This is a genomic window from Undibacterium sp. RuTC16W, from assembly GCF_049339445.1.
Taxonomy (GTDB): Bacteria; Pseudomonadota; Gammaproteobacteria; order Burkholderiales; family Burkholderiaceae_D; genus Undibacterium.
In genome coordinates this window covers 880534-903926 of the sequence record NZ_JBMPPE010000001.1, presented here as the reverse complement: position 1 = coordinate 903926, position 23393 = coordinate 880534, and the positions used below count along the sequence as shown (strand labels likewise).

Here is a 23393-nt window from a genome sequence, read left to right as displayed (position 1 = left end):
ACGGAAGCGGAGTAAACTAAGCGCCATCTAATAGGAATATGCGTATGAAATTTGAACATTTAATTGAAATTAACGACCTGACCAATCCGCTGAATGATTTCATCACACGCGAGCAACTCTGGCGCGGTCTGGTGATGCGGGCAGAATCACCGAAACTGTTCGTGCCGTATCTGGATGAATGCAACATCACAGAACGCACCGAAGCGCGTATGACACGGACCTTGCGCTACGGCGATCTGGTGATTAACGATCAGGTAAATTTTGTACATCTGGAACACATACATTACGACGTGGCAGCGCAAAACGATATTCCGCAATCCTCGCTGCGTATGACGATAGAAGAACCGGTACCTGAGGCTTTTTTTGTACGTTTTGCGTATGACGACGGTCATAGCGAGGAGGAAGACGCGGCAAACGAGATGTACAACGACTATCGCCGCTCGGCCTATCAGGAGTCCGATATAGACACCATCCGCATCATCCGCGAGATGGCTGAGGCTGGTCGTTTGAATGCCTTGCCTTCGTAAAGAGACGAGATATTTTTTAGGACAGACGCGAAAATCAAGACCTCTCACCACAGAGACACCGAGACACAGAAAAAAGCTGGATTGGTTCCCATGAAATATCGGTTACAAGTTGATTGGACGTTTCTAATCTCGAATCTGCAGGCTGGGCGCGTCTTCCCGAGGTAATTGGTGCCAACAGCCGCACTCTGCTTGCGGAGTGGTTTGGGGGAATGTCTAAAAATCCTTTAATCGGTGTCCCATGGAGCAGCTTACTCCTGCTGTTCTCCGTGTCTCGGTGTCTCTGTGGTGAGCGGTCTTGGTTTTTACGTCAGTTCGATCAAGCACCGGATCTGCGGCCTAGCACGATATGCAGTATCAGCAATAGGGGCAAAGCCAGACCGATGCTCCAATGGCCCACGGACCATATCCCCCGACTCTCTTCACTGGCCAGGTAATACAGGGCATAGCCGCTTAGTACCAGCCAGCCGAGTACACTAATCATACTCCAGCCGCTCCAGCGGTTACGGTGCGCTCTGTGTGCACGGCGTATATGCATTTGTAGCAGCGTGCCGATGGCAAAACAAGTCAGCATCGCCAGCGCGCCGTGTACTTGCATTGCGGGATGTTCAAGCGGATGCACGCTGTCGCCAAACTCGTTACTGTGCTTCAGCAAAAAATGCGCAATCAGCCAGACCAGGCCTGATGCGGTCAGCAAACCTCCCAGAAGATACAGAGAAATCCGGTGCCAGCGCTCCAGCCGAAAATGCTGATGGCGATTTCTCGGTAATACGGGGTGGTGCAGGCTGTGTTTGTGGGTGCGCATAGGGCAAGCTTGTGGGATGAGGCGACGGCGGATTTAATATGGATTAAATGTGGACTAAGCGTGGATTATAAAAGCATTCGCGGCAAAGGCGTCTAAGCAGGGATGCTGCGCATCGCCACTCGCCGCGACTACCTTCGTCAACGCATCGGCCCAGAGGCAGCTGGCAGCTCTGACCGAGACGCTGCCCGGATTGCTTAAAGGCGCACCGCTGATGCCGTGTATCAGGGCACTGACGATCTCTTCCTGAGGCATGGCGGTTTGTTCGCCGGGTTTCTCTTTTTGATACAAACTGGATTGACGTTGAGAAAAATAGATGCCGGAGGTCGCCATTGCTGCATTTTGCAAACCGATTGTATATGCCATCCGCGCCGGATCAGCAGGATGACGGATCGCGATCTCCATCACCTGATCGCCGATCACCCGCAAGTCGCCGCCTGCATTGACGCAGGCCTCACGGACTCCGTATTCCTGCAATACAGCAATGGCCTGATCAACCGCATAGCCCTTGGCAATACCACCCAGATCCAGCCAATCTGCGCTGAGTTTTTTTAAGTGGTAGTCCGGCAATAATTCACAGGCGACTACCTGCGGCAGATAGGGCTGCACAGAGGCAGGTGCAGCATCCTGATGTGGCAATAAACCCCATGCCATCAAGCGGCTTGCGACACGCACATCAAACAATCCCTGACTGAGCTGCGTTACATGCAGCGCGGCCTCAAGCACCGCATACGTATGCGGATGAATCGCCAGCACACTGCCGGTCGTCGCCCGGTTAATACGCGTCAGCTCACTGTCCGCTGCGTGAAAACTCATGAGCTGGTGAAGTAAGGCAATGCGCTGAAAGGCCGCATGAAAAGCCTCGTGCAAAACGCTGTCCTGCAGCGCATCAGCAATACGGATGTCGACCAGCGTTCCCAACCATGGTTGGGCGCGGCGCTTCATTTTTTTGCCGGAAGTAGTGCGATTTGCGCGATCGCTGCGATGCGTCGCACACCATCCGTGACGTGGCTGCATGACAGCGTAGCGCCACTGATATTGGCAATCCCGTCACCGGGCGCGAGATTGCTGCTGGCAGTCTTACCAGCGAATTGCTTGCGCCAGTTAGCGTTTTTGATTTCCATGCCGTGGCTTTCGCGGTAGGTCATGATCTCGATCTGACGAATGCTGGCATCGGCCTGCAAACCCACTGCGTAGGAGATCAGTTCAAACTTACCGATCACTTCGTCGAAAACAACATGTCCTAATAATTTATCGTCTTTATACGCCGCCGCGACCCGCCAGGCAACAGAGCGTGCTGGCAGGCCAGCCAGCTTCTCAACCTGACGCATCTGCTCTAGGCTCAGTTGCAAGTTGACCGGTTTAAAACTGGTCGCTTCGGGGAAGATCGTTTGCTGCGCTTGCTCGGCAGTCAGATATTGGGTGGCGAACGCCGTGCCGCTGACGCCTGCAAGCGCGCTAAGGATAAGGGGGGCAAAGGTATTTTGATTCATACCATGATTTTATCAGCCCCCCACGTCATAGCGCTTAGAACGAATAACCGACACCCAGGTTCAGGCGGTCACGGTTGTTATCGAGTTTAAATTTCTGGTAGTCGGCTTTCAATACGACACCCTCACCAATCTTGAAGCTCGCACCCAGTGTCGTGACTTTCTCTGTACCTGCAGGGGCAACGCCCAGACCTTGCGGTACCGCGGCATAGCTGTTCGCGGTATTGAATTGCTCATAGCGCAGGAAAGGGGTCAGGCTGTAGTCATTCGATTTCCACAACTGATAGGCGGCCTGGGTATACCAACCGTAGAATGAAGACGGTACCGGTGTCGGCTGACCGATAAAAGTCAGGTTCAGTGCCTCTGTGTTACTGATCGTGCCGCGGCTGTACAGGGCGGACAAATCCCAGCGGCCAGGAGTGAAGCGGGCATGCATATCCCACAAAGTGACCCGCGCATCGTTACCGGCAAAATCAGTCGTTGCATGACCGGCTTTACCGCTGAACACGGAACCACCCACCAGCAGACCCGGAATACCGCGCCAGTTGAGCGCCGCATGCAGGCTCAGGTCGCGCGATTTGGCAAACTGACCCTCCTGATGAATACTGGCCAATGGGGATTCTGTGCCTTCGCTGGCAGCAGCATCCCATTTGCTCAGGTCAAAACCCGTGGTCAAACCAGCATCCCAGCTGAGGCCATTATCATACGAGCCGGATAAACCGATACCGACTTCACGCCAGGTCGTCGGGATAATCGCGGTTTCAACAAAATTGCGATGCACACCGTAGTAAGCCGTCGGCTCATGAGCCGTATTCAGCAAACCTACTGGCATCAGAAACAACCCTGCTTTAGCGCGCAGATTATTGTTCAGTTCATGCTCGATATACAGCTGCTCGACTTCTGTCTCGCCCTTGTCGCCGGAAGATGCAATCGCATGCTCCCATTCAAACTCAGCCACCATTTTGGTTTTTTCGTCAAAGCGATGGGTAATACCGATCACCGCACGTCCCACATCTGCCTGCGCTTGGTTAGTGGCGTTGGTCGGGCGTGAATAATTGATTTCACCATAGCTGCTGATCACGGTTTTTTGCGCCATGCTGCTGGCAGCCGATGCCATTGTGGTGCTAGCCGCACTGGCTGCTACGGCGTTATTAGCGACGGCGGTATTCACGGTGTCGATCAAGTCTTCTTGCTTTTTCTCAACGCTATCGGTCTTCTTGCGTGTGGCAACCAGCTCAGCCTTGATGGCCTCAAGTTCCGTTGCGAGTTTTTCTATCTTTTGCAATAATTCAGCTTCACCGGCATGTGCAGGCAGCGCAACGGCACTGCCTAAAAAAGCGAGGCACAAGGCTTGGGCTACTAGGGTCTTTTTCATCGTGGTCTTTCGTTTGAATAGGAATATTTTTTAATCAGTCATGCTCACGGCTTGTAGCCATCGTTCAGGGTGCCGAGGAATTTAATCACGTCCTCGATCTCAGCCGGTGTCAGTGCGGCCGCCATACCGCGCTTGCGGTTGTAGGGTACTTCGGTGACATTCACGTTGCCGGTATAAGCCGCAGGCAAGTCGTCAAATTTCAGTACGCTGCCATCGGCGGCGGTTGGATACCATTCTTCTGGATTGGTATCGCGACGTACATAAAAGCCGAGGGCATCACGCAAATTTTTAAAACGTCCGTTGTGAAAAAATACTTTGCGGGTGGCGACATTACGTAATGTCGGGACTTTAAAAGCGCCGCACAAATCGGTACGTCCACTCAAGTCACTACGGTCAGGTCCGCATAAGCCCAGATCGAAATACGTCGCGTCAGCAGTTGCAGGGATCGCATAATTGCGCGGCACACCGATATTGTCGTAGGTAAAATCGGTGAACAATGGCGACGCTCCATCTGTAGTTTTGTTGCTGATATGGCAGGCTGCGCAATTACCTTTGGCCGGATTATTAAACAGGGCCAATCCGCGCAATTCGGCATCATCGAGTTTGACGCGTCCGGCCAGAAACTGGTCGTACTTGGAATCATACGGATGAAAATCTGCATCTTCTTTTTGATACGCCTGCAAAGAGAATTGAATACGATCAAAAGCGACATCGGGATTATCAAAAATCGTACTGCCAAACGCTTTCTTGAACTCGGCAACATACGCTGCGCGTTGCAGTTTGGCGACGACATCGCCCCTGCTAGCGTTCGCCATTTCGTGCGGCGCTAAAAACGGGCGTTCCGATTGTGCAGCCAGATTCAGTGCACGACCATCGCGGTTGAAGCCACCGGTAGGCGTGCCATCTGCAGCAAAGAAAAAAGTCGGCGTCAGGTTCAGGTAGCGCAGTGAAGGCACCGCACGAAAACCCGGGACATCCAGATTCGGCCCACCCAATTGCACGCTGAGGTCGTTACTTTGGGCATGGGCATTATCGGGATTGTGGCAAGTCGCGCAAGATTGTTTGCCGGATGCAGACAGACTGACATCCTTAAAAATCTTTTCACCCAAGGACGCTGCAGCGCTCATTCCGGCATCTGCGCCCGGCGCCGCAACCGCTGAGCTGCTGCCTGAGCCGCCACCGCAAGCGGTCAGGCTCAACGCGGCACCGAACATCAATGCGGACAAGCTGGTTCTGACCAAAGACAAAAAAACCTTGCTGTCGGTAGTTGGTGAAGCCGTAGTTGGTGTAGCCACAATTTGTAAAACATGGCCTGGTCGACCGGCCAGAAACCTGGAGAAATGATGCGACATTATTGGTTCCGTTGGATCGATGTGGAAAAATGTTCCAGAATCGATAATGTAAATGAGAATGATTCCAATTATAACAATGCAAATCCATGGGAACAAGAATAAGGCGAGAAAAGAAGTATTTTTGTGGTTTTATTATTAATGAGGCTAGGAAAACCTTCTCAGCGAAATCTGAAGATTGAAAGGGAGCGTCTAAAAATCTATCAATTGCAAAACCCTGTCGACAGGATTGACGAAAAAACCAAGACCTTTCACCACAGAGACACAGAGACACGGAGACACAGAGAAAAGCCGGAGTAAGCAGGGATCCAGCGCCTTTTGTCTTTTGGCAATGACGTCGACGTCACTCGATTATGGTCTTCGCCGGAACGACCAGGTAAAGGGCACGGTTTGACTGAACAGCATTAGGAGTAAGCGACTTCATACAATATTGACTGAGAGATTTTTACAACTCGCAAAAACAAACCCGCATACTGGATGCGGGTTTCAAAGGTATTTCACGCCAGAAGGCGCATGAAATAAGCGGGTTTGAATTTAAAAATATCGAAAATCCGTCTTATTATTGACGCGCCTTACCCAGATGCTGCAAGAAGAAGCTTTCGTACTTCTTGTGCAAGGCTTTCGGTTTTACTGCACCACCAAGTGCGTGTTCGCCGTCAGGGTCGAGGAAGAGATCGACCAGCCCCTCCTTACCGTTTTCCAGCAAGGCACGATAGACGTTGACGGTGTCCTGATACAAGACGTTCGGGTCCTGCATGCCATGTACCAGTAACAGCGGCTTTTTTAAACCTACGGTCAGCGGCAGCAAGGAAAAACGGCGCAACGAGGCTTTGCTGCGCTCGGTCTTGCCGAGAGTGCGGCCGCTGTACCAGCTATTGTAATTTTCCCACTCGGTCGGTCCTGCACCGGCAATCCCTGCGGCGAAGGTATCAGGACTGGTGTACATCGTGTACTGAGTCTGGAAACCGCCAAAACTCCAGCCCGTCAGGCCGATGCGTTTAGGATCGACGCCGAATTTTTTATCCATGTACTTGACCAGGTCTTCGAGGTCTTCGGTTTGCGGTTTGCCTGGCTGTTCCCAGTTGGCATCGCTGAATTTACGACCGTAATTCGAATGCCCGCGCGGATCGACGGCAACCGTGACGTAACCATGCTTTGCCGCCATGTACATGCCGAACACATAGGCGGTTTGCTGGAAGCTGTCGGTCTCGATAATGTGACGATCATTCAGCGGGCCGCCATAGGTGTAGACAATCGCCGGACGCGTGTCTGCGGCATTCCAGTGAGGCGGCTTAAACACATAGGCTTGTATCGCATCGCCATGGCGGTTGAGATAATTGAAGCGCTCCGGCTGTAACAGGCTGACAGCATTCCACAGCGGATCATGGCTCTGGGTCAGTGTCTTGCGTGCCGATGTTTTGCCATCAGTGAGTTGCATCAGTTTCAGCTCAGGGCGACTACTCCATTGCCCTGCCACGCTGGCGACTTTGCTACCGTCATCCGTAACCGCACTGACGCGATGGAAGTCTCCTTGCAGTCCCAGCGCCGTCATTGCGCCGCTGGCAATATCCACGCGGTACATATTCATCGCGGCAAAATCATCACGGTTGGCGAGCACAAACATGGATTTGCTGTCTTCGCTAAAACCGGTGATGCTATGAGCTTCAAAATCGCCTTTCAACAGCGGGCGCGCCGTGCCTGGCAGCGCAGCATCGGTACTGATCACATAAGGCTGACGGAAACCCTGCTCGTCCAATACCGCGATCAGGTTTTTACCATCCGGCGTGAACTGTGGCGCGAGTACATTCACGACTTCATGCCCGACCTTGCCGCGACGCTCGAACACCAGTACTGGCTTGACACCCTCTTCTGCTTTACCAACATAAATACGCAGTAATTCTTTTTCACGTTCCCAGGTAGAGAAGGTGTAACGACTTGCGTCTTTGGCCCAGCTGAGCTTACTCATTTCAAACCAGACGTCACCTCCTGCATTGGTGAACACCGGCTCTGGCTGGCGCACATTAATATCACCGACACGACGGATGTATAAAGCGCTGGCCGGAACTTTACGCTTGTCGTCCGAGACCTCACGGTCGACCTTCTTCGCTGTCGCAAAACGCGTGTTGTAGTTCATGATCTCTACCTGACGATCTGCTGGCGGTGCTGGCTTACCCGGCTCTGCTTTTTCTGGCGCAGTAGCGGAAATCGCCATCCATTGTTTGTTCTCGCTGAGGACGGTATCGACGATGCTGTATTTTTTCTCGGCATCATCGGGATGGATTAATTCATGGTTCAGCTGACGCACGGCGCTACTGTCAAAGCGCGCGCTGTAAATACGCTTGTCATCCATGAACAGATAGCCGCTATCGTCAGCCAGATACGAGAGAATGCGCTTGTTCTTTTCAGTCTCTGTCAGGCGCTCCAGCTTGCCATCTGCGGCTTGCAAACGGAATAAATCGCCACGGTACTGAAAGATCAGTTCGTTCTTTTTCTCAGCCCAGACCAGTGCTTCTACGCCGAGATATAAATCGCTAAGTTTGAGCTTATCTTTTTCCTGCTTTTTCTTAAGCTCGTCTCGCAGTTCCCAGAGTTCTTTGGCTTTGTCCTTGCTGCTGTCCTTACTACTGTCTTTACTACTGTCTTTACTCGCCTCTTTTGCGTCTGATTTGCCATCGGACTTATCGTCAGCGCTGCTGGCTAACTTGGTGTCAGACTTGTCGGCCGTACTATCTTTGCTGCTATCTTTTTTATCGGTATCGCTGCCGGCTTTAATGTCGCCACGCTTGATCGCTGCGGCAACGGCGGCTTTTTCTTTTGCAGCTTCGGCATCTGTTTCTTTTTTCTTTGCTGCGTCTTTGGCTTTTTTATCGGCAAGTTCTTTTTTTACGATATCGAGTGCCGCGGTTTCCCATTGCATCAGATCGACTTTTTCACCTCGCAGATAAGCGGCATGCGCCTCTGCCTTGGCCTGGCGCTCGGCGTCTTCTTTGTCTTTTTGACCGGCTTTTTTATCAAATCTGTCCCAGACCTCGGGTGCGTCAAAACTCTTCATCACCGCTGGCGAAGTGACACGTCTGGATTCACCGGTCTGAATGTCATGCACATACAGATCAGAACCGTTTTCGCCATAAGGATTCCAGATATACGCAAGGTAACGTCCATCGTGGCTGAAGCTGAGAAGACGGGCTGTTTGTCCAGCGTAGGGTTTGGCGCGGTACAGTTGTTCCAGCGTCAGGTCCGCAGGTTTTAGCGGCGTAACAGCCGCAGAAGAGCTGGCAGACATGAATAGTGCGGACGGCGTGGCCATCGCGACTTCTTGTGGCAGAGCCAGTGAGATAGTGCCCGCCCATGCCAGTGCAATGCTGGCGGAAAGTAATTTTGACGACATGATGATTCCTCTTTGCAACCTGCCTTATTACGTGACGACAGGAGAATAAAACCGAGACAACAATAAAAACAAAAATAAGCACAAAAATAAGCCAGACCAGAACAAAAAATGGACACCAAACGATGTCCATTTTTGAGTATCAGGAAACAGATTTATTCGACATGCATTTCTTTAAGCAAGTTGTTTGCTTTGTCGACATTCGTCATTTCCCACAAGATATAACGCAAATCCACCTGGATGTCACGAGTGTTCGCATCATTGAAATCCCAGTCAGAGATGATGGAATCCAGCGTGCCGTCAAATGCCAGGCCGACCAGTTCGCCTTTTGCATTTAATGCAGCAGAACCTGAGTTACCGCCAGTGATGTCCAAGGTCGCGAGGAAGTTGACCGGAACCGATTTCAGCTTAGCGTCGTAGTACTTGCTGTCTGCACCGAAGTTACTGGATTTGATTGCATCGAGTTGGTTCTGAGGTGCATTGAATTCACCCGTGCCAGTCGCTTTTTTCGTGATGCCATGCAAGGAAGTGAAGGCTGTCCAGCTAGTACCATCGGCACCGTTTGGACGACCGGCAACTTTACCGAAGGTTACCCGCAGCGTGCTATTCGCATCTGGATATACAGCCTGGCCTTTGCTGTTCATGAAAGCGATTTTTGCCTTCATGTAGTTCGCATAGGCTTGCTGGATTTTGCCTGACATTTCTTCGTCACGGGCTTCACGCTTCAGGCTCTCGTCATACATCGCCACGGCAACTTTGATGAAGCTGTCGCTGCTTGCTTTGAAGTCGTCTGGCTTGCGTTCCAGCCAAGGTGCGCGCTCTTCTTTGGTACCGAGTTTGCTGCCTGCATACATCGTGTCCAGCAATGCTTTGATGTCGGCTTCTTTCATGCCATCTTTGATGCCAATCGCTGCATCAAAATTCGCATTGCGGTCCTTGCTCGGTTGCGCTGCATACTTCGTCATGAAGTTCAGAACCAAGGCTTTATCCACCGCTTCGTCGTAGCTACGTTCAACTGCAGCAACGCCTGCTTTAAAGCGTGGCAAGTCACGTGTCTGGAAGCCTGATTTGCGCTCTGTATCCGGTTTGGTGGATTCATTAGCCAGGCGATACAGGCTGCGGGCTGAACTCAGCAAACGCGGTGAAGAATATGCCAGCAAGAAATCACGGCGATTTTCTGCATCGCGTTCGGCGATGAGTTTTTCGATTGCATCGATATCAGCCGCAAACATCTGCTTGCGTCCGGCATCGGCATTGACCCAGGATTTCAACGCAGCGTGTTCTTTTTGCTTGCGTACCAGGAAGTCGCTGCCAGCATAGCTATCCAGCATGCCCTGACGGTTTTTGTAGTAATTGTTGACGCCTGCAACCATGCCTGCGTATTTGAGTTTTTTGTCTTCGTTCCCTTTGGTCTCGCGTTCGATGATAGCGAGTTGTTCACCGGAGGCTTTCACATAGGCAGGGTAATTCCAGTCAAATGTGTTTGATACTTCTGATGGCAAACGGTGACGGTTAGTACGGCCAGGATAGCCAGTGACCATCACGAAATCGCCTTCTTTAACGCCGTCTTTCGCCAGACGCAGGTAATGCTTTGGTTTGTAAGGCACATTGTCCTTGCTGAAATCAGCGGATTTGCCATCCTTGCTGACATATGCACGCAAGAAGCTGTAATCGCCGGTGTGACGTGGCCACATCCAGTTGTCGGTATCGCCGCCGAACTTGCCGACGCCTTCAGCCGGTGCATGCACCAGACGTACGTCCTTGATCTCTAATTGCTTGATCAGGTAGTACTCCAGACCACCATAGTAGGGATACACATTGCAACGGTGACCAGCGTCTTTTTCGCATTCGGCAACCAGAGCTTTTTCATTTTTTTCGATTGCATCTACACGTGCTTTACCTGCCAGTTTGGCGACTTCAGGTGAGATGATTTTGGTACTGACGTTATTGACATCCGTCGTGACAAAAACGCGGCTGCCTGGCTGAGCCGGTAATTCTTCTGCCAATGTTTTTGCCAAGAATCCGTTCGCCAGATAATTTTTTTCCGGTGTGGAGTTTTGCGCGATACTGCCATAGGCGCAATGATGATTCGTGATGACCAGACCCTGATCCGATACGAATGACGCGGAGCAACCGCCCAGACTGACGATCGCGCCCATCGGGAACTCCGTCAGTTTCGTCAGGGTTTTCGGATCCAGCTTCAAACCAGCCGCTTTTAATTGCGCAGCGACTGCTGGCAACTGTTGTGGCATCCACATGCCTTCGTTTGCATAAGCGACGCTCATGGCGCTGCTTAATGCAGTCAGCGTAGTGACTGCCGTCATTAATACGAGTGATTTTTTCATCTGGGTCTCGACATCTTTATGGGATTGTTGTTAAACAAAGAGGTGTGAAATTGAAGGTCTCAAATTCATAACATCGCAGTATCAGTTCGCCAAACAATGAAGTCAATACAATTACTTACATTTGATTTACCTGATTTTTCATGTGGAATCGATGCAAAAACCGGGATAATGAGCTTGTTTTCCTGAGTTTATTGTCAGTCTGACGAGGAAACTGATTTTTTTCGCGTTTCCTGATAATTTTTTTGAACTATTCAAAAAATAATTACTCTTAGGCTGCCGCCAGCAAGCCAGGTCAGAACGACCAGATTCCCTGCATTTTTATTCCCGCATTTTTTGCCATTCAGCGCCCCGTTATGCATACAGGGCGTTTGATTTACGCAACATTCAGTAGCGGGCCTCTGCCTCAGGCTGCGCCTACATGATGTCCTTAATCCGCTCATAGCCGGTCCGGCTGATCGGAATCTGTTTGCCAGAACGCATCAGCGCGACATGACTGTCCTTGGTATAGCGCTCAATGCCTTGTAATTGCTCGATATTGATCAGATAAGAACGATGTACCCGTACGAATTTTGCCGGATCGAGCTGGGCTTCGAGTTCGGATAACGCCTGGGTTTTCAGGTAGGACTTTCCTTCACTGACGATGCTGATGTAATCATCCTGCGCTTCGACATATTCGAGCTTATCAACAGGAATCACATGTACCTGGCTGCGGTCGCGGATCAAGATCCGCTCAAGCTGCTTGCTGGTATCGGTCAGCATTTGCTGGATCGCGATGCTTTGCGGCGTCACTGCCTGACCGAGTGATTTACGCGCCTGTGCCAGCGCTTCGTCAAAGCGACTCTGTGAAAACGGCTTGAGCAAATAATCAATCGCATGGAGGTCAAATGCTTTCAGCGCGTATTGATCATAAGCCGTGGTAAAGATCACACCGGACTGTCGCCCCGTCAGCTCCAGCACTTCCAGTCCGGTCAACTTGGGCATCTGGATATCCAAAAACACTAGATCCGGATTTAGTGCGTTGATCTGTTTTACGGCATCGAGTCCATGCTCGGCCTCACCGATCACGACGATATCTGTATGCTTGCTCAGGTACTCGCGCATCAGGCGACGCGCCAGCTCTTCATCATCAACGATCAGTACTTGTATCGGGTTCATCATATTCGCTCAGCTCAGTTAACCGCCTGTGGTACGGCGATCTCTACTAGGAAAGTGTCATTGCTGCGGGTCCAGTTGATACGGGCTTTATCACCGTACATAGACTGTAAACGCAGACGGCTATTTTTGAGGCCGTGCCCATTGCCAACCGTGTCGCCAGGCACCGGATCGACCGGATTTTCAATCGTGATATGTAGCCAGTCGCCCCTGATCAGCGCGCGCACGACGATGACGCCGCCCTCGGTCAAATCGCGAATACCATGCTTGATCGCATTCTCTATGCACGGTTGCAATAACATCGGTGGCAACAAGGCAGTCTGGGCGGTATCGGCTATCTGGATATCGCTTTGCAATTTTTTACCGAAGCGGATTTTTTCTATCGTCAGAAAATGTTCACACAGACGGATCTCCTCGTTAAGAGAAATTAGTTCTTTCTCAGAGGACGCCAGAGTCTGGCGAAAAAACTGCGCCAGCTCCAGCGTCATATTGCGTGCGGCAGCCGGATCAAGCGAGGTCAGTGCGCTGATGGAATTGAGACTATTAAATAAAAAATGCGGATTAATCTGTGTACGTAATACCTGCAATTCCGCGTCCCTGGCCTGTATCCGCGACTCGGCAGCACGACGGTCTGCCAGACGGACATTCTCAAAAGCGATCACTACATCATGGGCAAAAATTGACAACAGATAGAGACAGCTACCAGCAGCAAACAACATCACCGACATCTGCGATGTCACCGGGATCAGATTACCTGACAACGTCATGCTGCCCGCAACAGGTCCGAAACCAATCAGCTGACGTAAAGCGAAGGCCAGATAATTCCAGGCATAGCACAGCGCCAGCCACATCAGCCCCGAGATCAGAGACGCTCCGCCGAAGATCAGCAGTGTCAAAAAAAACTGCCGCTTCGCCATGGGCAGAGAGCGGCAGACATAGTAAGCAGATGCAGCTACAAATCCGTAAATCAGACTCACCGGTATTGCAAACCCGAGCCCCGCCAGCCAGCTGGTATTCGCCGTCGTCACCAGCAGCGCAGCGATCACCACACCCACCAACAGCCATGCCATCAGATACCACATCAGCTTACGCATAGTCGAGGTCATCGGTTTCATCATGATGGTCTGGCGAGTGAGTTAAAAAAGCAGTCGTTGCGCTTGTCTGCATTATCGGATGAGTGACTGTCTGATCAGTTTTTGATCTCGACACCACCCATGACTACATAACCTTCAATCACTAAACGCTTGGTTGGTGCCATCGGTGGTACGGTTTTATCATCGATACCACCCATGATAGGAATACCATTGCTGACGATAGTCCAGTCTGCCGGTACTTTTAAAACAATCCCGCCCCACATCGCAAAGACCTGCAATACCGCTTCTGACTGTATTGATGCCTGACGTAAATCGATCTCGACACCGCCCATCACAGCAGTCGCCTCACCACCACGAAAATCCTGCGACACCACGCTCATATTATTGCCACTCATGAAAGCGATTGCATCAATCGTGGTATCCGTCATGGCACTCATGTCGGACAAACCGGAGATACCAGAGCCGTTGCTGCTATTGTCTTTTTGCTTGCGTACACCTTTAAACACCACGGCCAGACCGGCAATAATGATAAACATCGGCCACCAGTCACGGATACGGAAATACACAATACCCAGGTTCGATAAAGTCATCAGCACACCCGCAGCAACCAAAGCGCCGCCGACGAGATAACCGGAGTCATTACGGGTTTGCGATATTTTTAAACTACCAAACGCGATGAACACCATAGGCCAGAATTGAATATAGTCGCGGGCATTGAACCAGTGCAGATTATCTACCAGGGCCAGTACACCAAAGATCACGACGATGGCACCGAACAGGACGCGACGTTGGTTATGTGAGTTAGATGAGCGGCTCATGATTGTGACTCCTTGTCAGAATTTGTAGTTGATTTGTTCGTCAGATTATAGATACCGCTGATCAAGGTACTTGCACCGAAAGCGATGAGGATGATCGGCCAACTGGTTCTGAATGTCCAGCCCCATAATTCGGTCAGGCAGACATATAACCATAAACCGATGATGACTTGTGTGGTGCCTTTCATGACTTGTTCAAAGGTACTGGCGCTCAGCATTTTCACCACACCAACCAGAGCAACTAACAGCGGCCAGCAATACCACCAGCGGATTTTGTCGCCGATGTAGGGGCGTAAATCCAGTAAGCCCAGGCGTTCCAGAAAAAACAGACTACCGACGGCGATCAGTGCGATACCCCAGACGATATATTCGCGCTGCTTCTCATTGCGGGCATCGTTTATGGTTTGTTGTAACTTGGTTTGCGTTATATCAGAGCACATCATGATTCCTTCCTTTGTCCGTGTGCGGCTCGCTGTTGGCAAGTTCCGCAGAATTGAGTTATTGGCTTATTGCGTCGACAGGCTCAAGATAATCGCTGGCGAATCAAATGTCTCGCGGATTTCGGCGAGTGACAGCAGTGCTTCGGTGAGCGGCGAAAAATCGGTGAATGACGTGCTCTAAGTTGGCTAGCACCAGATATACAGCGCACTGGCGTCGCCAATAGACAAGCAAATCATCTTTACGTAAGCTATGCTCAAGCTGACTTTTCCCCCTTGCGCCCTATGATAGAAAATATCCTGCCATTTTTAAACGTCATCTCGACTGCGGCGAAAGCAATGCAGTGGTTCCGGGATGTGAGTGCCAAAAACAAAGGTGAGGTCCGCGCGCTGATCGAAGAGATCAAAGAGAACTCCCGCCTATGTTTTCGCGTGGTACAAGACAAGGTGCCGCCTGCCGATGTGATCCCGGCGTTTTCTACGGTGGTGTTTGATCGCCTGAATGCGAGCGGCTTTGATTTTGACTCTGTACAACGCCATGCGATTCCGGCGTATGAAGGAATAGAGAAAAGTGACCTCGCAAGCTGGGCAGGCAAACCCACGGGCAAGCTGATTGAAAATATCTACGACAAGATCAAGGACATGCGCTCATTGCACACATTTAAAGCGCAGGACAACCGGCTGTGGAACAGGCGCATGCTGAACATTCACAAGCGGATCTTGCTCTTGTTGCGTCATACCCGCACTTGAGATAGTTGCTCGATACGTCTATTACCTATAAGCATACGCAGTGAAGAATGCTCCGGATTTATGCGATCCAGGCACCGTCACGATAAACCACTTCATCATCCAGCAATACCGTCTCAGTGACGGCAAACACATCGACATGGAAACGTGAGTCTTTGCGCTTGAGCTGCGGCTTGCTATACACGCCATGCTTGGCACCTAGCGACAGATGAATGCCGCACATGCGCTCATAGGTACCGATATCGCACACCGTGCGCTCCGCCGAAAAAGCGCGATTCAAGCCGAATCCCAGTTCGCGCAGCCAGACCTCGCCTTCCACCGCACGGATATTTGCCAGTACCTGATCAAACTCCGGTGTGGAATCCTCGACATCCACGACACGCCCCCGGGCCACAATCAGCGTAATCGGTTTAGCAGGTTTATTGACCAGAAAATTGGTATCGCCAAATACAAAAATCCGCACGCGACCGCTGACTGCCTCCAGATCCTGCGCCTCGGTAAACACCTCACCAATCGGAAACTGTCCGCCGACATTTGTCATGCCGCTATAGTCGCCGATATTCAGTTTGGCAGACTCCAGAGGCGAAGCGAACACCAGACGCGCGCCCTCGCCGCTATCCACCACGGCGCTCTGCGCACGATCGATCTTGTTCTTCAGTGCCCGGCCAACGCCGCGGAAATACGCAGGATCATAGGCCAGACTGTCGATATAAATTAGCGCCTCTTGCTGCGTCAGACGTGACAGATGCAAATGCTCAATGACTTTCAAACCACGTTTAAATAATTCGACCCGTACCCGATAAGCATCAAGACGAAAACTCGTGGTCTGTACCAGCACCACCAGATCAGACGGCGCCATGGTTTCAAAAATCGCGTGTATTTCATCCGGACTGACCTGCTCAAAATCGACATACTGTGCATCCGGTAAACAACGTCGATATGCCTCACTCAATGCCAGCGTCAGACCGCAGCCGCTATCGGCCACAATCAGCGCCTTGTGTCCGGAACCATGCTCGATCGCCAGGGCAAGAATATCGGCAATATGACGGGTCGCCGTGGCAATGGCCTGCTCGGGCAAACTGCCGTGAATATCCGTGGGGAGGTCTTGAAGGTGCATGGTCATAATGAAAAGTGGTACCAGAAGTCGGTCTATCAGTCCATTTTTCACATCACATGTCGTCGCGGCTCTCGCCTGAAACATAGATGATGTGGAAATGAAAAACACTGCCATAGCAGCGTTAATTTTGCGCTAGCGCATTGTAATCGACAATCCTGATATCAGTGCCGTGCGACGACGCACCACGGATAAAATCTATCGAAACACTCTTTTTTGATAGGAAAAATCCGCTAACTTCGTCCTTATTTGGGTATTTCCACTAAAACATCATTCAAGTTATCGCTAATTCTGTCGTTAGAGGTGCTAATTCTTTAAGCAATGTTGCGCAACACCTTTAGTAGAGTAGTATGAAACTGTTTCCCTTCACCCGCGTTACCCAGGTTCAGCCATCGGATCAAAGAACCGCTAGCAGCGACACAACACCGCCAGCCAACGGTGAAAGGCAAGCCAGAGCTGGCAATACAAACGAAGCAAACGACGTCATCCGCAGCCTGCGCAGCGGCAGCGACCGTCGTCAGGGCGGTGATCGCCGTCGCAACGACAGAGCACCCTCGTCGGTCGCTGTCATGTTCGATACCCGTGCCAAAACCGTCAGACGCCGGGCCTCACGCCGCAGCGAAGATGGCGAACAACTGCAACACTTTTCCATCAAGATTTAGTCACGCACTCTGAATTTATCATTGCGCTCAAGCTCAGACCGGCGACACCAGTACTTGCTTAGCCGTGGTATTGCGAGAATAAAAAAATGCCAGCAAAACGACGCGATGCCCCCAAGTAGGCGCTTTTAGAAATTCCCGCTGCACGAAACTTCCCAACTGCCGCACGCTGCGAGGATAATAGCGACTTCATTGCCTTTCGAAAGTCGCTATGTCCAAGTTGATCGCTCCCATTCCTTTTCAATCCAAACGCCTGAAACGTAAGCAATTCGCCAGCACTGGCGACGTGCATATTCAAGGCGACCTGATCATTGCGACCCAGCTTCTGGTCGGTGGCGACCTGCTGGTCGACGGCGATCTCGAAGCAGAAGAAGTCTTTTGTCTGGGCAAACTCACTGTTACCGGCAATATCCGCGTCCAGTCGCTCTACGTCGGTCAGGCGCTCGATTGCGGCGGCGATATTGAAGTCGAATTTTTATTAAAGACCGGTTGCAGCGCCGAATGGATGGCACGCATGCTGGAACTCGATCAGGCCAAAGCCAGCAAAGACGGCAGCAGCTACATGGATAAATTCGTACATCCGGCGATCCTGCAACGCGATGCCCATCATGAGATGTTTGGCGGTTTCGGCGATATTCAGGCACTCGGTTATCTTGCCTGTGACGTGCTTGATTGCCACGGCAGCGTGCAGCTCGACGATGTGTTCGATGTAATCGAAGTCCAGTACATCGGCGGTCACCTCAGCGCCAGTGAAATCCTGATTGCAGGCGACGGTAATTGCAAAGGCGAAGTCTTTAGCGAAACCGATATCACCGTTACCGGCAGCCTGTTTGCAGGCAACGTCACCTGTCAGGGTAATCTGGAAACCGGTGCCATCATCAGTCAGAGCGACATCAGCACCTGGGGCAGCCTGCGCGCTACAGGCGAGATCAGCAGCCTCAACGGCGAGATCCACGCCGGTCGCTGGATCGCGACCAAAGCGACCATCTATGCAGCGCGTTACATCAAGGCTGGCGAATCTGTCGTAGCAGAAAAAGGCATCACCAGCGGTGACGACTTCGGAATTCTGGCGGGCACCACGTTGCGCCGCTCACTATGGCCGACTCAGGGCTTTGTGTCTGCACCGACCAAGCCGCGTCACTTATTGTCCGGTAAATTTGTCGAGGACAAAAAGCTCAAACACATCGACGCCCTGGAGAAAAAACGCGACACCGAATTAGATTGGGAGGTGGTACGCCGTCTCAAGCGTGAATCCGAACTCGCCTGAGGAATCCAGTCAACAATCGGTTAAAGAACCGCCACGATCCATCACAAGTAAAGTCCGCCATGACAAGCTCACTGCGCCGATACCTGCTCGCTTACGCCGTGGCGGCAGTCGTATTTTGCCTTTGTGATTTTGTCTGGCTGACGGTGCTTGCCATCGATTTTTATCGTGCGGAACTGGGATCGCTGATGCTGGCCCAACCGAGGCTCATTCCAGCCGTCGCGTTCTATGTAGTCTATCTGTTCGGCCTGCTGGTATTCGCCATCGCTCCGGCATTGCGCACACGTCAGTGGCAACAGGCGATGCGTTTAAGCGCGCTGCTTGGCGCGGTGGCGTATGGCACGTACGACCTCAGCAACCTCGCCACCTTGCATGGCTGGTCGGCATCGCTGACGGTGATTGATATCTTATGGGGTGCGGTTGCCAGCGCGGTTGCCGGTATTGCGGGCTATGCGGCGGGTCGCCTGATCAAAGATGCAGACGCTTAAAAAATCTGCCAATTCATATACTCCCCATCATTTCTCTATACACATGCCTTAATCCGCACTGTTTTATTAGGAGTTTAAAATATACATAGGGAGAGTATATGTGCTTTCAGAGACAAAACCGATCCCGGCCACGCTGTACGATCTCACTTACGCGCTGACCAGTCACTTAACAGCAAACCATACAACGCCGAATCCGACACCACCCCATCGACAAACCAGCGCTCACGTAAAAAACCCTCACGCTGAAAACCAAGCCGCTCCAGGCTACGCGCCGACGCCGTATTCCGGGGATCAATATCCGCCTCAATCCGGTTCAGGTCCAATGCGGCAAACCCATAGTCCACCAGCGCCGTCAGCGCTTCATGCATATACCCGTGTCCCCAGGCATCATAAGCCAGTCCATAACCAATCTCAGCCCGCCGGCATTGCTCAACGAAACGGAACAAGCTACAAGTCCCCAGCAATTGCTGATCAGCTACCCGCACAATCCCGAACGACAAATACTCGCCAGCAGGTAAGGCCTTCAGGTCTCGCTCCACCAGATTAGTCGCCGTCTCCATCGTAGTCCACGGCGGCGTACTCCAATACGTCATGATCCGCGCATCAGAAAATATCCCGAACAAAGCAGGCGCATCGTCCATGCACAAAGGCCGCAAATGCAGTCGCTCGGTTGTTAGTTGCAGGTTGTTGAACGCTAGCATGGATATCTGGTCTCGATTAAATTTTTTGGAAGCTCTTATTCTGCTGCGATGATTGCCCGATTTTCAATAGACAGTATCGCTACCGGATTTATTCAGAACATAGGGACGATTAGGATAACGTAATCACACGCGCGTCACCTTGAGCAGATCCGTCTATAGCACATCCGCACACCCAAACTCTCAGGATGTGACCTTCTTCGGTGCTTTTGACTTACCCGCACTATTGAAAGCGACCGCTTGGCGAATGAGTGTCATGAAATCAGATTCGTCAATTCTTTCACCCTCATGGATATCGATCGCGCGGCGTGCGTTGCCGTCGAGGCTTGCGTTAAAAAGATGGACCGGATCCTGCAGTGACGCACCTTTCATAAAGGTCAGCTTCACTTTATCTTTGTAGGATTCGCCAGTGCAGATGATGCCGTCGTGCGACCAGACTGGTGTACCCATCCACTTCCACTCTTCAACGACATCAGGATCTGCTTGCCGTATCAGCTCGCGCACTCTGGCTAGGGTTTCGCCGCGCCAGTCGCCGAGTTCGGTGATTCTTTTTGAGATGAGTTCTGATGCTGACTGGCTGTCGTCCGGTTCTGATTTTTTCATGTGCTCAGCTTTGAAGTTCAGGGTGTCTCTTGGTTGTACGGAATCAATGTCGATGGCGATGCTGTAGCGCAAACGGATCTGACGGGCATCTCGGATATTGCACAGATTCGCTGATCCACTGGACTACACAAGACAAACAATTGTAGCAACTTAATCAAGTTTTTCCAGACAAAATTAACGCATCCTTGCATGCTGGAATCAGCACTGATCAATGCTCGCCCGACCTTTGGCTGATCAAGCGTCCGATCGCCGCTTTACGCTCTTTGGTATCGGATGGAAATCTGGGTGTGTAAGAAAAGAACCGGTTGGTATTTTTAAAGTTTCTCGCCCAGCCGACCAGCACACCGTCGGCGTCTGCATACAAGCGTATCGTGCCGCGTCCCAGGCCGGTGATTTTATTCGCGGGATCAGCGAGCCGTGTGTCGTCCGCCCCCAGATACTCTGCATTGGAATCAATGATCGCGACCTCGTATTGCTCGGTGCCCTCAACAACCGGATTACGCGGCTCGATTTTTTTGGCCGCGCTGTCGAGTAACATGACATGCCCTGTGGTCCCGGTCTGCGCCTTGTCACCGGCATTCAGCATCGCATGCGCCAGTACATCGCCGGGTTGTATCAGGCGCACATCGCTGATCTGCTGAAAGCCCTTACCGGTCTCAATCGAAAAAACAAAATCCTCAGCAACCGGCCTTTTTTTGCTCGGCGTCCAGTTCAAAAAAGCAAGCTGAGTCCGCACCGGATAATGCGCCCGCTCAATCACCGCCAGCAAAAACCCCGAGCAATCCGCCCGCATCACATAATCGCTGGAAAATACATCTCCGGGAAAACCGACCGATTGGCCACCCAGACTGTAATGATTATTCGCAGGCTTAATATTCTCAGCCAGTTCGCGGGCAATCAGCAGATGCCTGGGTAATTCCGAGACAGACTCCGCAGCATGAGCTGATGAGCAAAAAACTGAACTCAAAAGCATGCAGGCGAATGCAGCTTTTTTCCATCGACGTATAAGGTGTATAAGGTGCATTAGGTGAATCTCGCCTGAAGACATGGTTTTATTCGCTAAGTTGGATTAAGCAGAACCCCGGAATGCTTGAGGCTGAGATAAATTGCGATACGTCCCGGTCAACATCCACTCCGCTACCAGCAAATTTGGAACCCAGCTAAGCCATGCGATGACGGGATAGGCAATCTCAAAGGGAATGCCAACGATCATCGACGACGGCAAATAAATACGCAAGGTAACGGCGGCCAGCGTAAGCGAAACATTACGGACGACCCATTTGCGGTGCTCTTGTACTACACCCCTGCGGATCGTCTGGAAAGCGCGCAGGCCTGTCAATAACCAGCACACAGCAAGACAAGCAAAGCCGAGTTTAGCAACCAGTCCGCAGAAAGCCAATGTTGACATATACAAACCAGACAGACCACCCAGAGTAACGCCAATGAGATAAATACGGCCAATAAAGCGGTGCAACCGTGGGCGGGTTGTCCGCAGCCAGCCAGAGAACTGAAATGGACTAAGCGATAGCGCAATCAGCGATGCAAATACATGCAGATAAATACCCGTCTTATGCGCAAGAAAATTAAGCGTCATGTCAGGATGAACCAGCGACCCCAACGGCATAAAGCCATAGGCAAAGGCCGCATAGCCTGCGATGCCAAAGGCAAGAATATAGAAGCAGACCGAACCGAATAGTTTCAAGGATATATGAAGAATAAATTGAGAGATCCGTACTCCGGAATTACCTGTAAGCGGATGTGACTAGGTCACTGATGCGCTTCGACATGCTTGGCAAAATTATTCAAAATTGCCTGCCACCCGTGACGCTGCTGATCGATTGAATGTTCGGATTCTGCATCGAAGCTCACGCGTACTGTCACACCATTTGAGGCAGGGGCAAACTCGACAATCCCCGTGCGGTCTCCAAAGGCATATTCAATTAATTCGTTCTGCACGACCTTGGTATAGGTTCCGGCAAAGTCAAAACCGAAGCTACCGTCCTTTGCCTCCATACGTGAGGAAAACACGCCGCCAACACGCAAATCGACACTGGACTTGGTTGTGTGCCAGTCTTCAGACGCCGTATTCCACTGCTTGATATCCTCGGGCGTTGTATACGCGCTCCAGACCTTAGCAATGGGAGCGTTGACAATGGTTTCTACAGTAATTTTCATGGTGTCTCCTTATGATTAGTAACTAAAAAAAGTGCCGGGATCGTTAGAAAAATTCTATGTGCTATCAACTAGAGCTTGGGCTTGCATCTCAGGCCGTGACCCGCCAAACCTAATACCAAGCGTGGTAATTCCGGACAAGCGATCACGCTCCGGCATTTGGCGCGCAGCCATGGTGCTCACTGTCCCGGAGGTGGCTGCCACAGTTCGACTTTATTCCCCTCGGGATCCATGACCCAGCCAAACTTGCCATACTCGGAATCGTCCGCCTTTTCCAAAACATTACATCCCTCATCCCGCAGCGCCTGAAGCACAGCATCCAGATCTTCGACGCGGTAATTGATCATGAAGGCCGACTTGCTGGGTGCAAAATGCGACCCATCAGCAGCACCGATAGACCACACCGTCGTCCCGTTCGTCGGATTGCCCGCGGCATCAGCCCAGGTGAACGCCGTACCACCCCACTCCTGCACATCAATCCCCAAATGCTGCTTGTACCAGGCACGCAATTCGACCGGGTTATTCGCGTTAAAGAAGATTCCTCCGATACCTGTGACTCTTTTCATGTATGTCTCCTGAGTTCTGTTAGTTAATTTGAAGCGGTGGGTGTTTATGAGGTACGTACTAATCTGCTGGCGGAAGTCCGCTTGATAGGCTTAGGTATCAACACGGACAGCAAAAACCTTAAGGAGAATATTATGAAGGCTTGCCTTAATCCATTGGTCATCTTCTAATCTGTACCAGTGTCTTACAAACGTGGACAGATACCACGGCTTGTAGGACGACATATAGCGATTCGCTAGATCCGGGTCGATGTCATACTGATCGATCAAGGCAGCCTATCTCTCAAAGAATTGATAGATCTTAAAAAAGTGGAATT

Annotated in this window: 24 protein-coding genes; 6 read left to right on the top strand and 18 right to left on the bottom strand. The window is 51.4% G+C overall.

What is annotated here, in order from left to right:
* Positions 1–44: 44 nt before the first annotated feature.
* Positions 45–527, top strand: a complete 483-nt coding sequence (locus tag ACO0K4_RS04005) for an SRPBCC family protein (RefSeq protein ID WP_422955301.1) — start codon at positions 45–47, stop codon at positions 525–527.
* A 316-nt stretch (positions 528–843) separates the two neighbouring features.
* Here ACO0K4_RS04005 and ACO0K4_RS04000 read toward each other — a convergent pair whose 3' ends face one another.
* The 11 genes from ACO0K4_RS04000 to ACO0K4_RS03950 all read right to left on the bottom strand — a co-directional run bounded on the left by ACO0K4_RS04000 (position 844) and on the right by ACO0K4_RS03950 (position 14774).
* Entirely contained in the window at positions 844–1329 is a 486-nt protein-coding gene (locus ACO0K4_RS04000) for a DUF4405 domain-containing protein (protein ID WP_422955300.1), read from the bottom strand.
* Positions 1330–1383: 54 nt separating this feature from the next.
* On the bottom strand, positions 1384–2271 hold the full coding sequence (locus ACO0K4_RS03995) for an FAD:protein FMN transferase (RefSeq protein ID WP_422955299.1): 888 nt from the start codon (positions 2269–2271) through the stop codon (positions 1384–1386).
* Positions 2268–2819 carry an FMN-binding protein gene (locus ACO0K4_RS03990; RefSeq protein WP_422955298.1) on the bottom strand — a complete coding sequence of 184 codons (552 nt, stop codon included), beginning with the start codon at positions 2817–2819 and terminating at the stop codon, positions 2268–2270. The genes ACO0K4_RS03995 and ACO0K4_RS03990 overlap by 4 nt, the downstream gene beginning before the upstream one ends.
* Before the next feature lie 34 nt (positions 2820–2853).
* A complete protein-coding gene (locus tag ACO0K4_RS03985; RefSeq protein ID WP_422955297.1) occupies positions 2854–4191 on the bottom strand; it encodes a hypothetical protein in 1338 nt (445 codons plus the stop codon).
* Positions 4192–4235: 44 nt separating this feature from the next.
* Positions 4236–5543 (bottom strand): cytochrome-c peroxidase, encoded by a 1308-nt coding sequence (locus ACO0K4_RS03980; protein ID WP_422955296.1) that lies wholly within the window; start codon positions 5541–5543, stop codon positions 4236–4238.
* Positions 5544–6099: 556 nt separating this feature from the next.
* Entirely contained in the window at positions 6100–8928 is a 2829-nt protein-coding gene (locus ACO0K4_RS03975) for a prolyl oligopeptidase family serine peptidase (RefSeq protein WP_422955295.1), read from the bottom strand.
* Positions 8929–9080: 152 nt separating this feature from the next.
* Positions 9081–11270, bottom strand: coding sequence for a S46 family peptidase (locus ACO0K4_RS03970; protein ID WP_422955294.1), 2190 nt, complete (start codon positions 11268–11270; stop codon positions 9081–9083).
* A gap of 414 nt (positions 11271–11684) precedes the next feature.
* A complete protein-coding gene (locus tag ACO0K4_RS03965; protein WP_422955293.1) occupies positions 11685–12428 on the bottom strand; it encodes a LytR/AlgR family response regulator transcription factor in 744 nt (247 codons plus the stop codon).
* Between the two features lie 11 nt (positions 12429–12439).
* Positions 12440–13540 carry a sensor histidine kinase gene (locus ACO0K4_RS03960; protein WP_422955292.1) on the bottom strand — a complete coding sequence of 367 codons (1101 nt, stop codon included), beginning with the start codon at positions 13538–13540 and terminating at the stop codon, positions 12440–12442.
* 71 nt (positions 13541–13611) lie between these two features.
* Positions 13612–14334: a LiaF transmembrane domain-containing protein gene (locus tag ACO0K4_RS03955; RefSeq protein ID WP_422955291.1), complete on the bottom strand. Its 723-nt coding sequence runs from the start codon at positions 14332–14334 to the stop codon at positions 13612–13614.
* Positions 14331–14774, bottom strand: a complete 444-nt coding sequence (locus tag ACO0K4_RS03950) for a LiaI-LiaF-like domain-containing protein (RefSeq protein ID WP_422955290.1) — start codon at positions 14772–14774, stop codon at positions 14331–14333. Before ACO0K4_RS03950 ends, ACO0K4_RS03955 begins: the two co-directional genes overlap by 4 nt.
* Here ACO0K4_RS03950 and ACO0K4_RS03945 point away from each other — a divergent pair.
* Both ACO0K4_RS03945 and ACO0K4_RS03940 read left to right on the top strand, forming a co-directional pair.
* Positions 14773–14952 (top strand): hypothetical protein, encoded by a 180-nt coding sequence (locus ACO0K4_RS03945; RefSeq protein ID WP_422955289.1) that lies wholly within the window; start codon positions 14773–14775, stop codon positions 14950–14952. The two genes, ACO0K4_RS03950 and ACO0K4_RS03945, sit on opposite strands and share 2 nt — an antisense overlap.
* Before the next feature lie 101 nt (positions 14953–15053).
* Entirely contained in the window at positions 15054–15518 is a 465-nt protein-coding gene (locus ACO0K4_RS03940; RefSeq protein ID WP_422955288.1) for a hypothetical protein, read from the top strand.
* 58 nt (positions 15519–15576) lie between these two features.
* Here ACO0K4_RS03940 and ACO0K4_RS03935 read toward each other — a convergent pair whose 3' ends face one another.
* Complete coding sequence (locus tag ACO0K4_RS03935) at positions 15577–16632, bottom strand: hypothetical protein (RefSeq protein WP_422955432.1); 1056 nt, start codon at positions 16630–16632, stop codon at positions 15577–15579.
* A gap of 347 nt (positions 16633–16979) precedes the next feature.
* On the opposite strand from ACO0K4_RS03935, the gene ACO0K4_RS03930 reads away from it, so the two are divergent.
* The 3 genes from ACO0K4_RS03930 (at position 16980) to ACO0K4_RS03920 (ending at position 19040) form a co-directional block, all read left to right on the top strand.
* Positions 16980–17291, top strand: coding sequence for a hypothetical protein (locus ACO0K4_RS03930; RefSeq protein WP_422955287.1), 312 nt, complete (start codon positions 16980–16982; stop codon positions 17289–17291).
* Between the two features lie 208 nt (positions 17292–17499).
* Positions 17500–18555: a polymer-forming cytoskeletal protein gene (locus tag ACO0K4_RS03925; protein ID WP_422955286.1), complete on the top strand. Its 1056-nt coding sequence runs from the start codon at positions 17500–17502 to the stop codon at positions 18553–18555.
* Between the two features lie 59 nt (positions 18556–18614).
* Positions 18615–19040: a DUF2177 family protein gene (locus ACO0K4_RS03920; protein WP_422955285.1), complete on the top strand. Its 426-nt coding sequence runs from the start codon at positions 18615–18617 to the stop codon at positions 19038–19040.
* Positions 19041–19183: 143 nt separating this feature from the next.
* Here the strand turns inward: ACO0K4_RS03920 and ACO0K4_RS03915 are convergent, their stop codons facing one another.
* From ACO0K4_RS03915 to ACO0K4_RS03890, 6 genes are all read right to left on the bottom strand, one after another.
* A complete protein-coding gene (locus tag ACO0K4_RS03915; RefSeq protein WP_422955284.1) occupies positions 19184–19741 on the bottom strand; it encodes a GNAT family N-acetyltransferase in 558 nt (185 codons plus the stop codon).
* A gap of 180 nt (positions 19742–19921) precedes the next feature.
* A complete protein-coding gene (locus tag ACO0K4_RS03910; protein ID WP_422955283.1) occupies positions 19922–20341 on the bottom strand; it encodes a DUF1801 domain-containing protein in 420 nt (139 codons plus the stop codon).
* 208 nt (positions 20342–20549) lie between these two features.
* Positions 20550–21314 carry a hypothetical protein gene (locus ACO0K4_RS03905; protein ID WP_422955282.1) on the bottom strand — a complete coding sequence of 255 codons (765 nt, stop codon included), beginning with the start codon at positions 21312–21314 and terminating at the stop codon, positions 20550–20552.
* 96 nt (positions 21315–21410) lie between these two features.
* Positions 21411–22043 (bottom strand): DUF2306 domain-containing protein, encoded by a 633-nt coding sequence (locus tag ACO0K4_RS03900; protein ID WP_422955281.1) that lies wholly within the window; start codon positions 22041–22043, stop codon positions 21411–21413.
* A 65-nt stretch (positions 22044–22108) separates the two neighbouring features.
* Positions 22109–22516, bottom strand: coding sequence for an SRPBCC family protein (locus ACO0K4_RS03895; protein ID WP_422955280.1), 408 nt, complete (start codon positions 22514–22516; stop codon positions 22109–22111).
* A 176-nt stretch (positions 22517–22692) separates the two neighbouring features.
* The gene (locus ACO0K4_RS03890; RefSeq protein ID WP_422955279.1) at positions 22693–23079 is read right to left on the bottom strand and encodes a VOC family protein; all 387 of its coding nucleotides are present in this window, start codon (positions 23077–23079) and stop codon (positions 22693–22695) included.
* Positions 23080–23393: the final 314 nt, after the last annotated feature.

Coding starts and splice junctions, on each gene's coding strand:
- ACO0K4_RS03960 (WP_422955292.1), bottom strand. CDS start 13,540: ATGATGAAACCGATGACCTCGACTATGCGTAAGCTGATGTGGTATCTG.
- ACO0K4_RS03920 (WP_422955285.1), top strand. CDS start 18,615: ATGACAAGCTCACTGCGCCGATACCTGCTCGCTTACGCCGTGGCGGCA.
- ACO0K4_RS03935 (WP_422955432.1), bottom strand. CDS start 16,632: ATGCACCTTCAAGACCTCCCCACGGATATTCACGGCAGTTTGCCCGAG.
- ACO0K4_RS03940 (WP_422955288.1), top strand. CDS start 15,054: ATGATAGAAAATATCCTGCCATTTTTAAACGTCATCTCGACTGCGGCG.
- ACO0K4_RS03945 (WP_422955289.1), top strand. CDS start 14,773: ATGATTCCTTCCTTTGTCCGTGTGCGGCTCGCTGTTGGCAAGTTCCGC.
- ACO0K4_RS04005 (WP_422955301.1), top strand. CDS start 45: ATGAAATTTGAACATTTAATTGAAATTAACGACCTGACCAATCCGCTG.
- ACO0K4_RS03890 (WP_422955279.1), bottom strand. CDS start 23,079: ATGAAAAGAGTCACAGGTATCGGAGGAATCTTCTTTAACGCGAATAAC.
- ACO0K4_RS03910 (WP_422955283.1), bottom strand. CDS start 20,341: ATGAAAAAATCAGAACCGGACGACAGCCAGTCAGCATCAGAACTCATC.
- ACO0K4_RS03930 (WP_422955287.1), top strand. CDS start 16,980: ATGAAACTGTTTCCCTTCACCCGCGTTACCCAGGTTCAGCCATCGGAT.
- ACO0K4_RS03965 (WP_422955293.1), bottom strand. CDS start 12,428: ATGATGAACCCGATACAAGTACTGATCGTTGATGATGAAGAGCTGGCG.
- ACO0K4_RS03990 (WP_422955298.1), bottom strand. CDS start 2,819: ATGAATCAAAATACCTTTGCCCCCCTTATCCTTAGCGCGCTTGCAGGC.
- ACO0K4_RS03995 (WP_422955299.1), bottom strand. CDS start 2,271: ATGAAGCGCCGCGCCCAACCATGGTTGGGAACGCTGGTCGACATCCGT.
- ACO0K4_RS03915 (WP_422955284.1), bottom strand. CDS start 19,741: ATGCTAGCGTTCAACAACCTGCAACTAACAACCGAGCGACTGCATTTG.
- ACO0K4_RS03925 (WP_422955286.1), top strand. CDS start 17,500: ATGTCCAAGTTGATCGCTCCCATTCCTTTTCAATCCAAACGCCTGAAA.
- ACO0K4_RS03975 (WP_422955295.1), bottom strand. CDS start 8,928: ATGTCGTCAAAATTACTTTCCGCCAGCATTGCACTGGCATGGGCGGGC.
- ACO0K4_RS03970 (WP_422955294.1), bottom strand. CDS start 11,270: ATGAAAAAATCACTCGTATTAATGACGGCAGTCACTACGCTGACTGCA.
- ACO0K4_RS03905 (WP_422955282.1), bottom strand. CDS start 21,314: ATGCTTTTGAGTTCAGTTTTTTGCTCATCAGCTCATGCTGCGGAGTCT.
- ACO0K4_RS03950 (WP_422955290.1), bottom strand. CDS start 14,774: ATGATGTGCTCTGATATAACGCAAACCAAGTTACAACAAACCATAAAC.
- ACO0K4_RS03985 (WP_422955297.1), bottom strand. CDS start 4,191: ATGAAAAAGACCCTAGTAGCCCAAGCCTTGTGCCTCGCTTTTTTAGGC.
- ACO0K4_RS03980 (WP_422955296.1), bottom strand. CDS start 5,543: ATGTCGCATCATTTCTCCAGGTTTCTGGCCGGTCGACCAGGCCATGTT.
- ACO0K4_RS03895 (WP_422955280.1), bottom strand. CDS start 22,516: ATGAAAATTACTGTAGAAACCATTGTCAACGCTCCCATTGCTAAGGTC.
- ACO0K4_RS03955 (WP_422955291.1), bottom strand. CDS start 14,334: ATGAGCCGCTCATCTAACTCACATAACCAACGTCGCGTCCTGTTCGGT.
- ACO0K4_RS04000 (WP_422955300.1), bottom strand. CDS start 1,329: ATGCGCACCCACAAACACAGCCTGCACCACCCCGTATTACCGAGAAAT.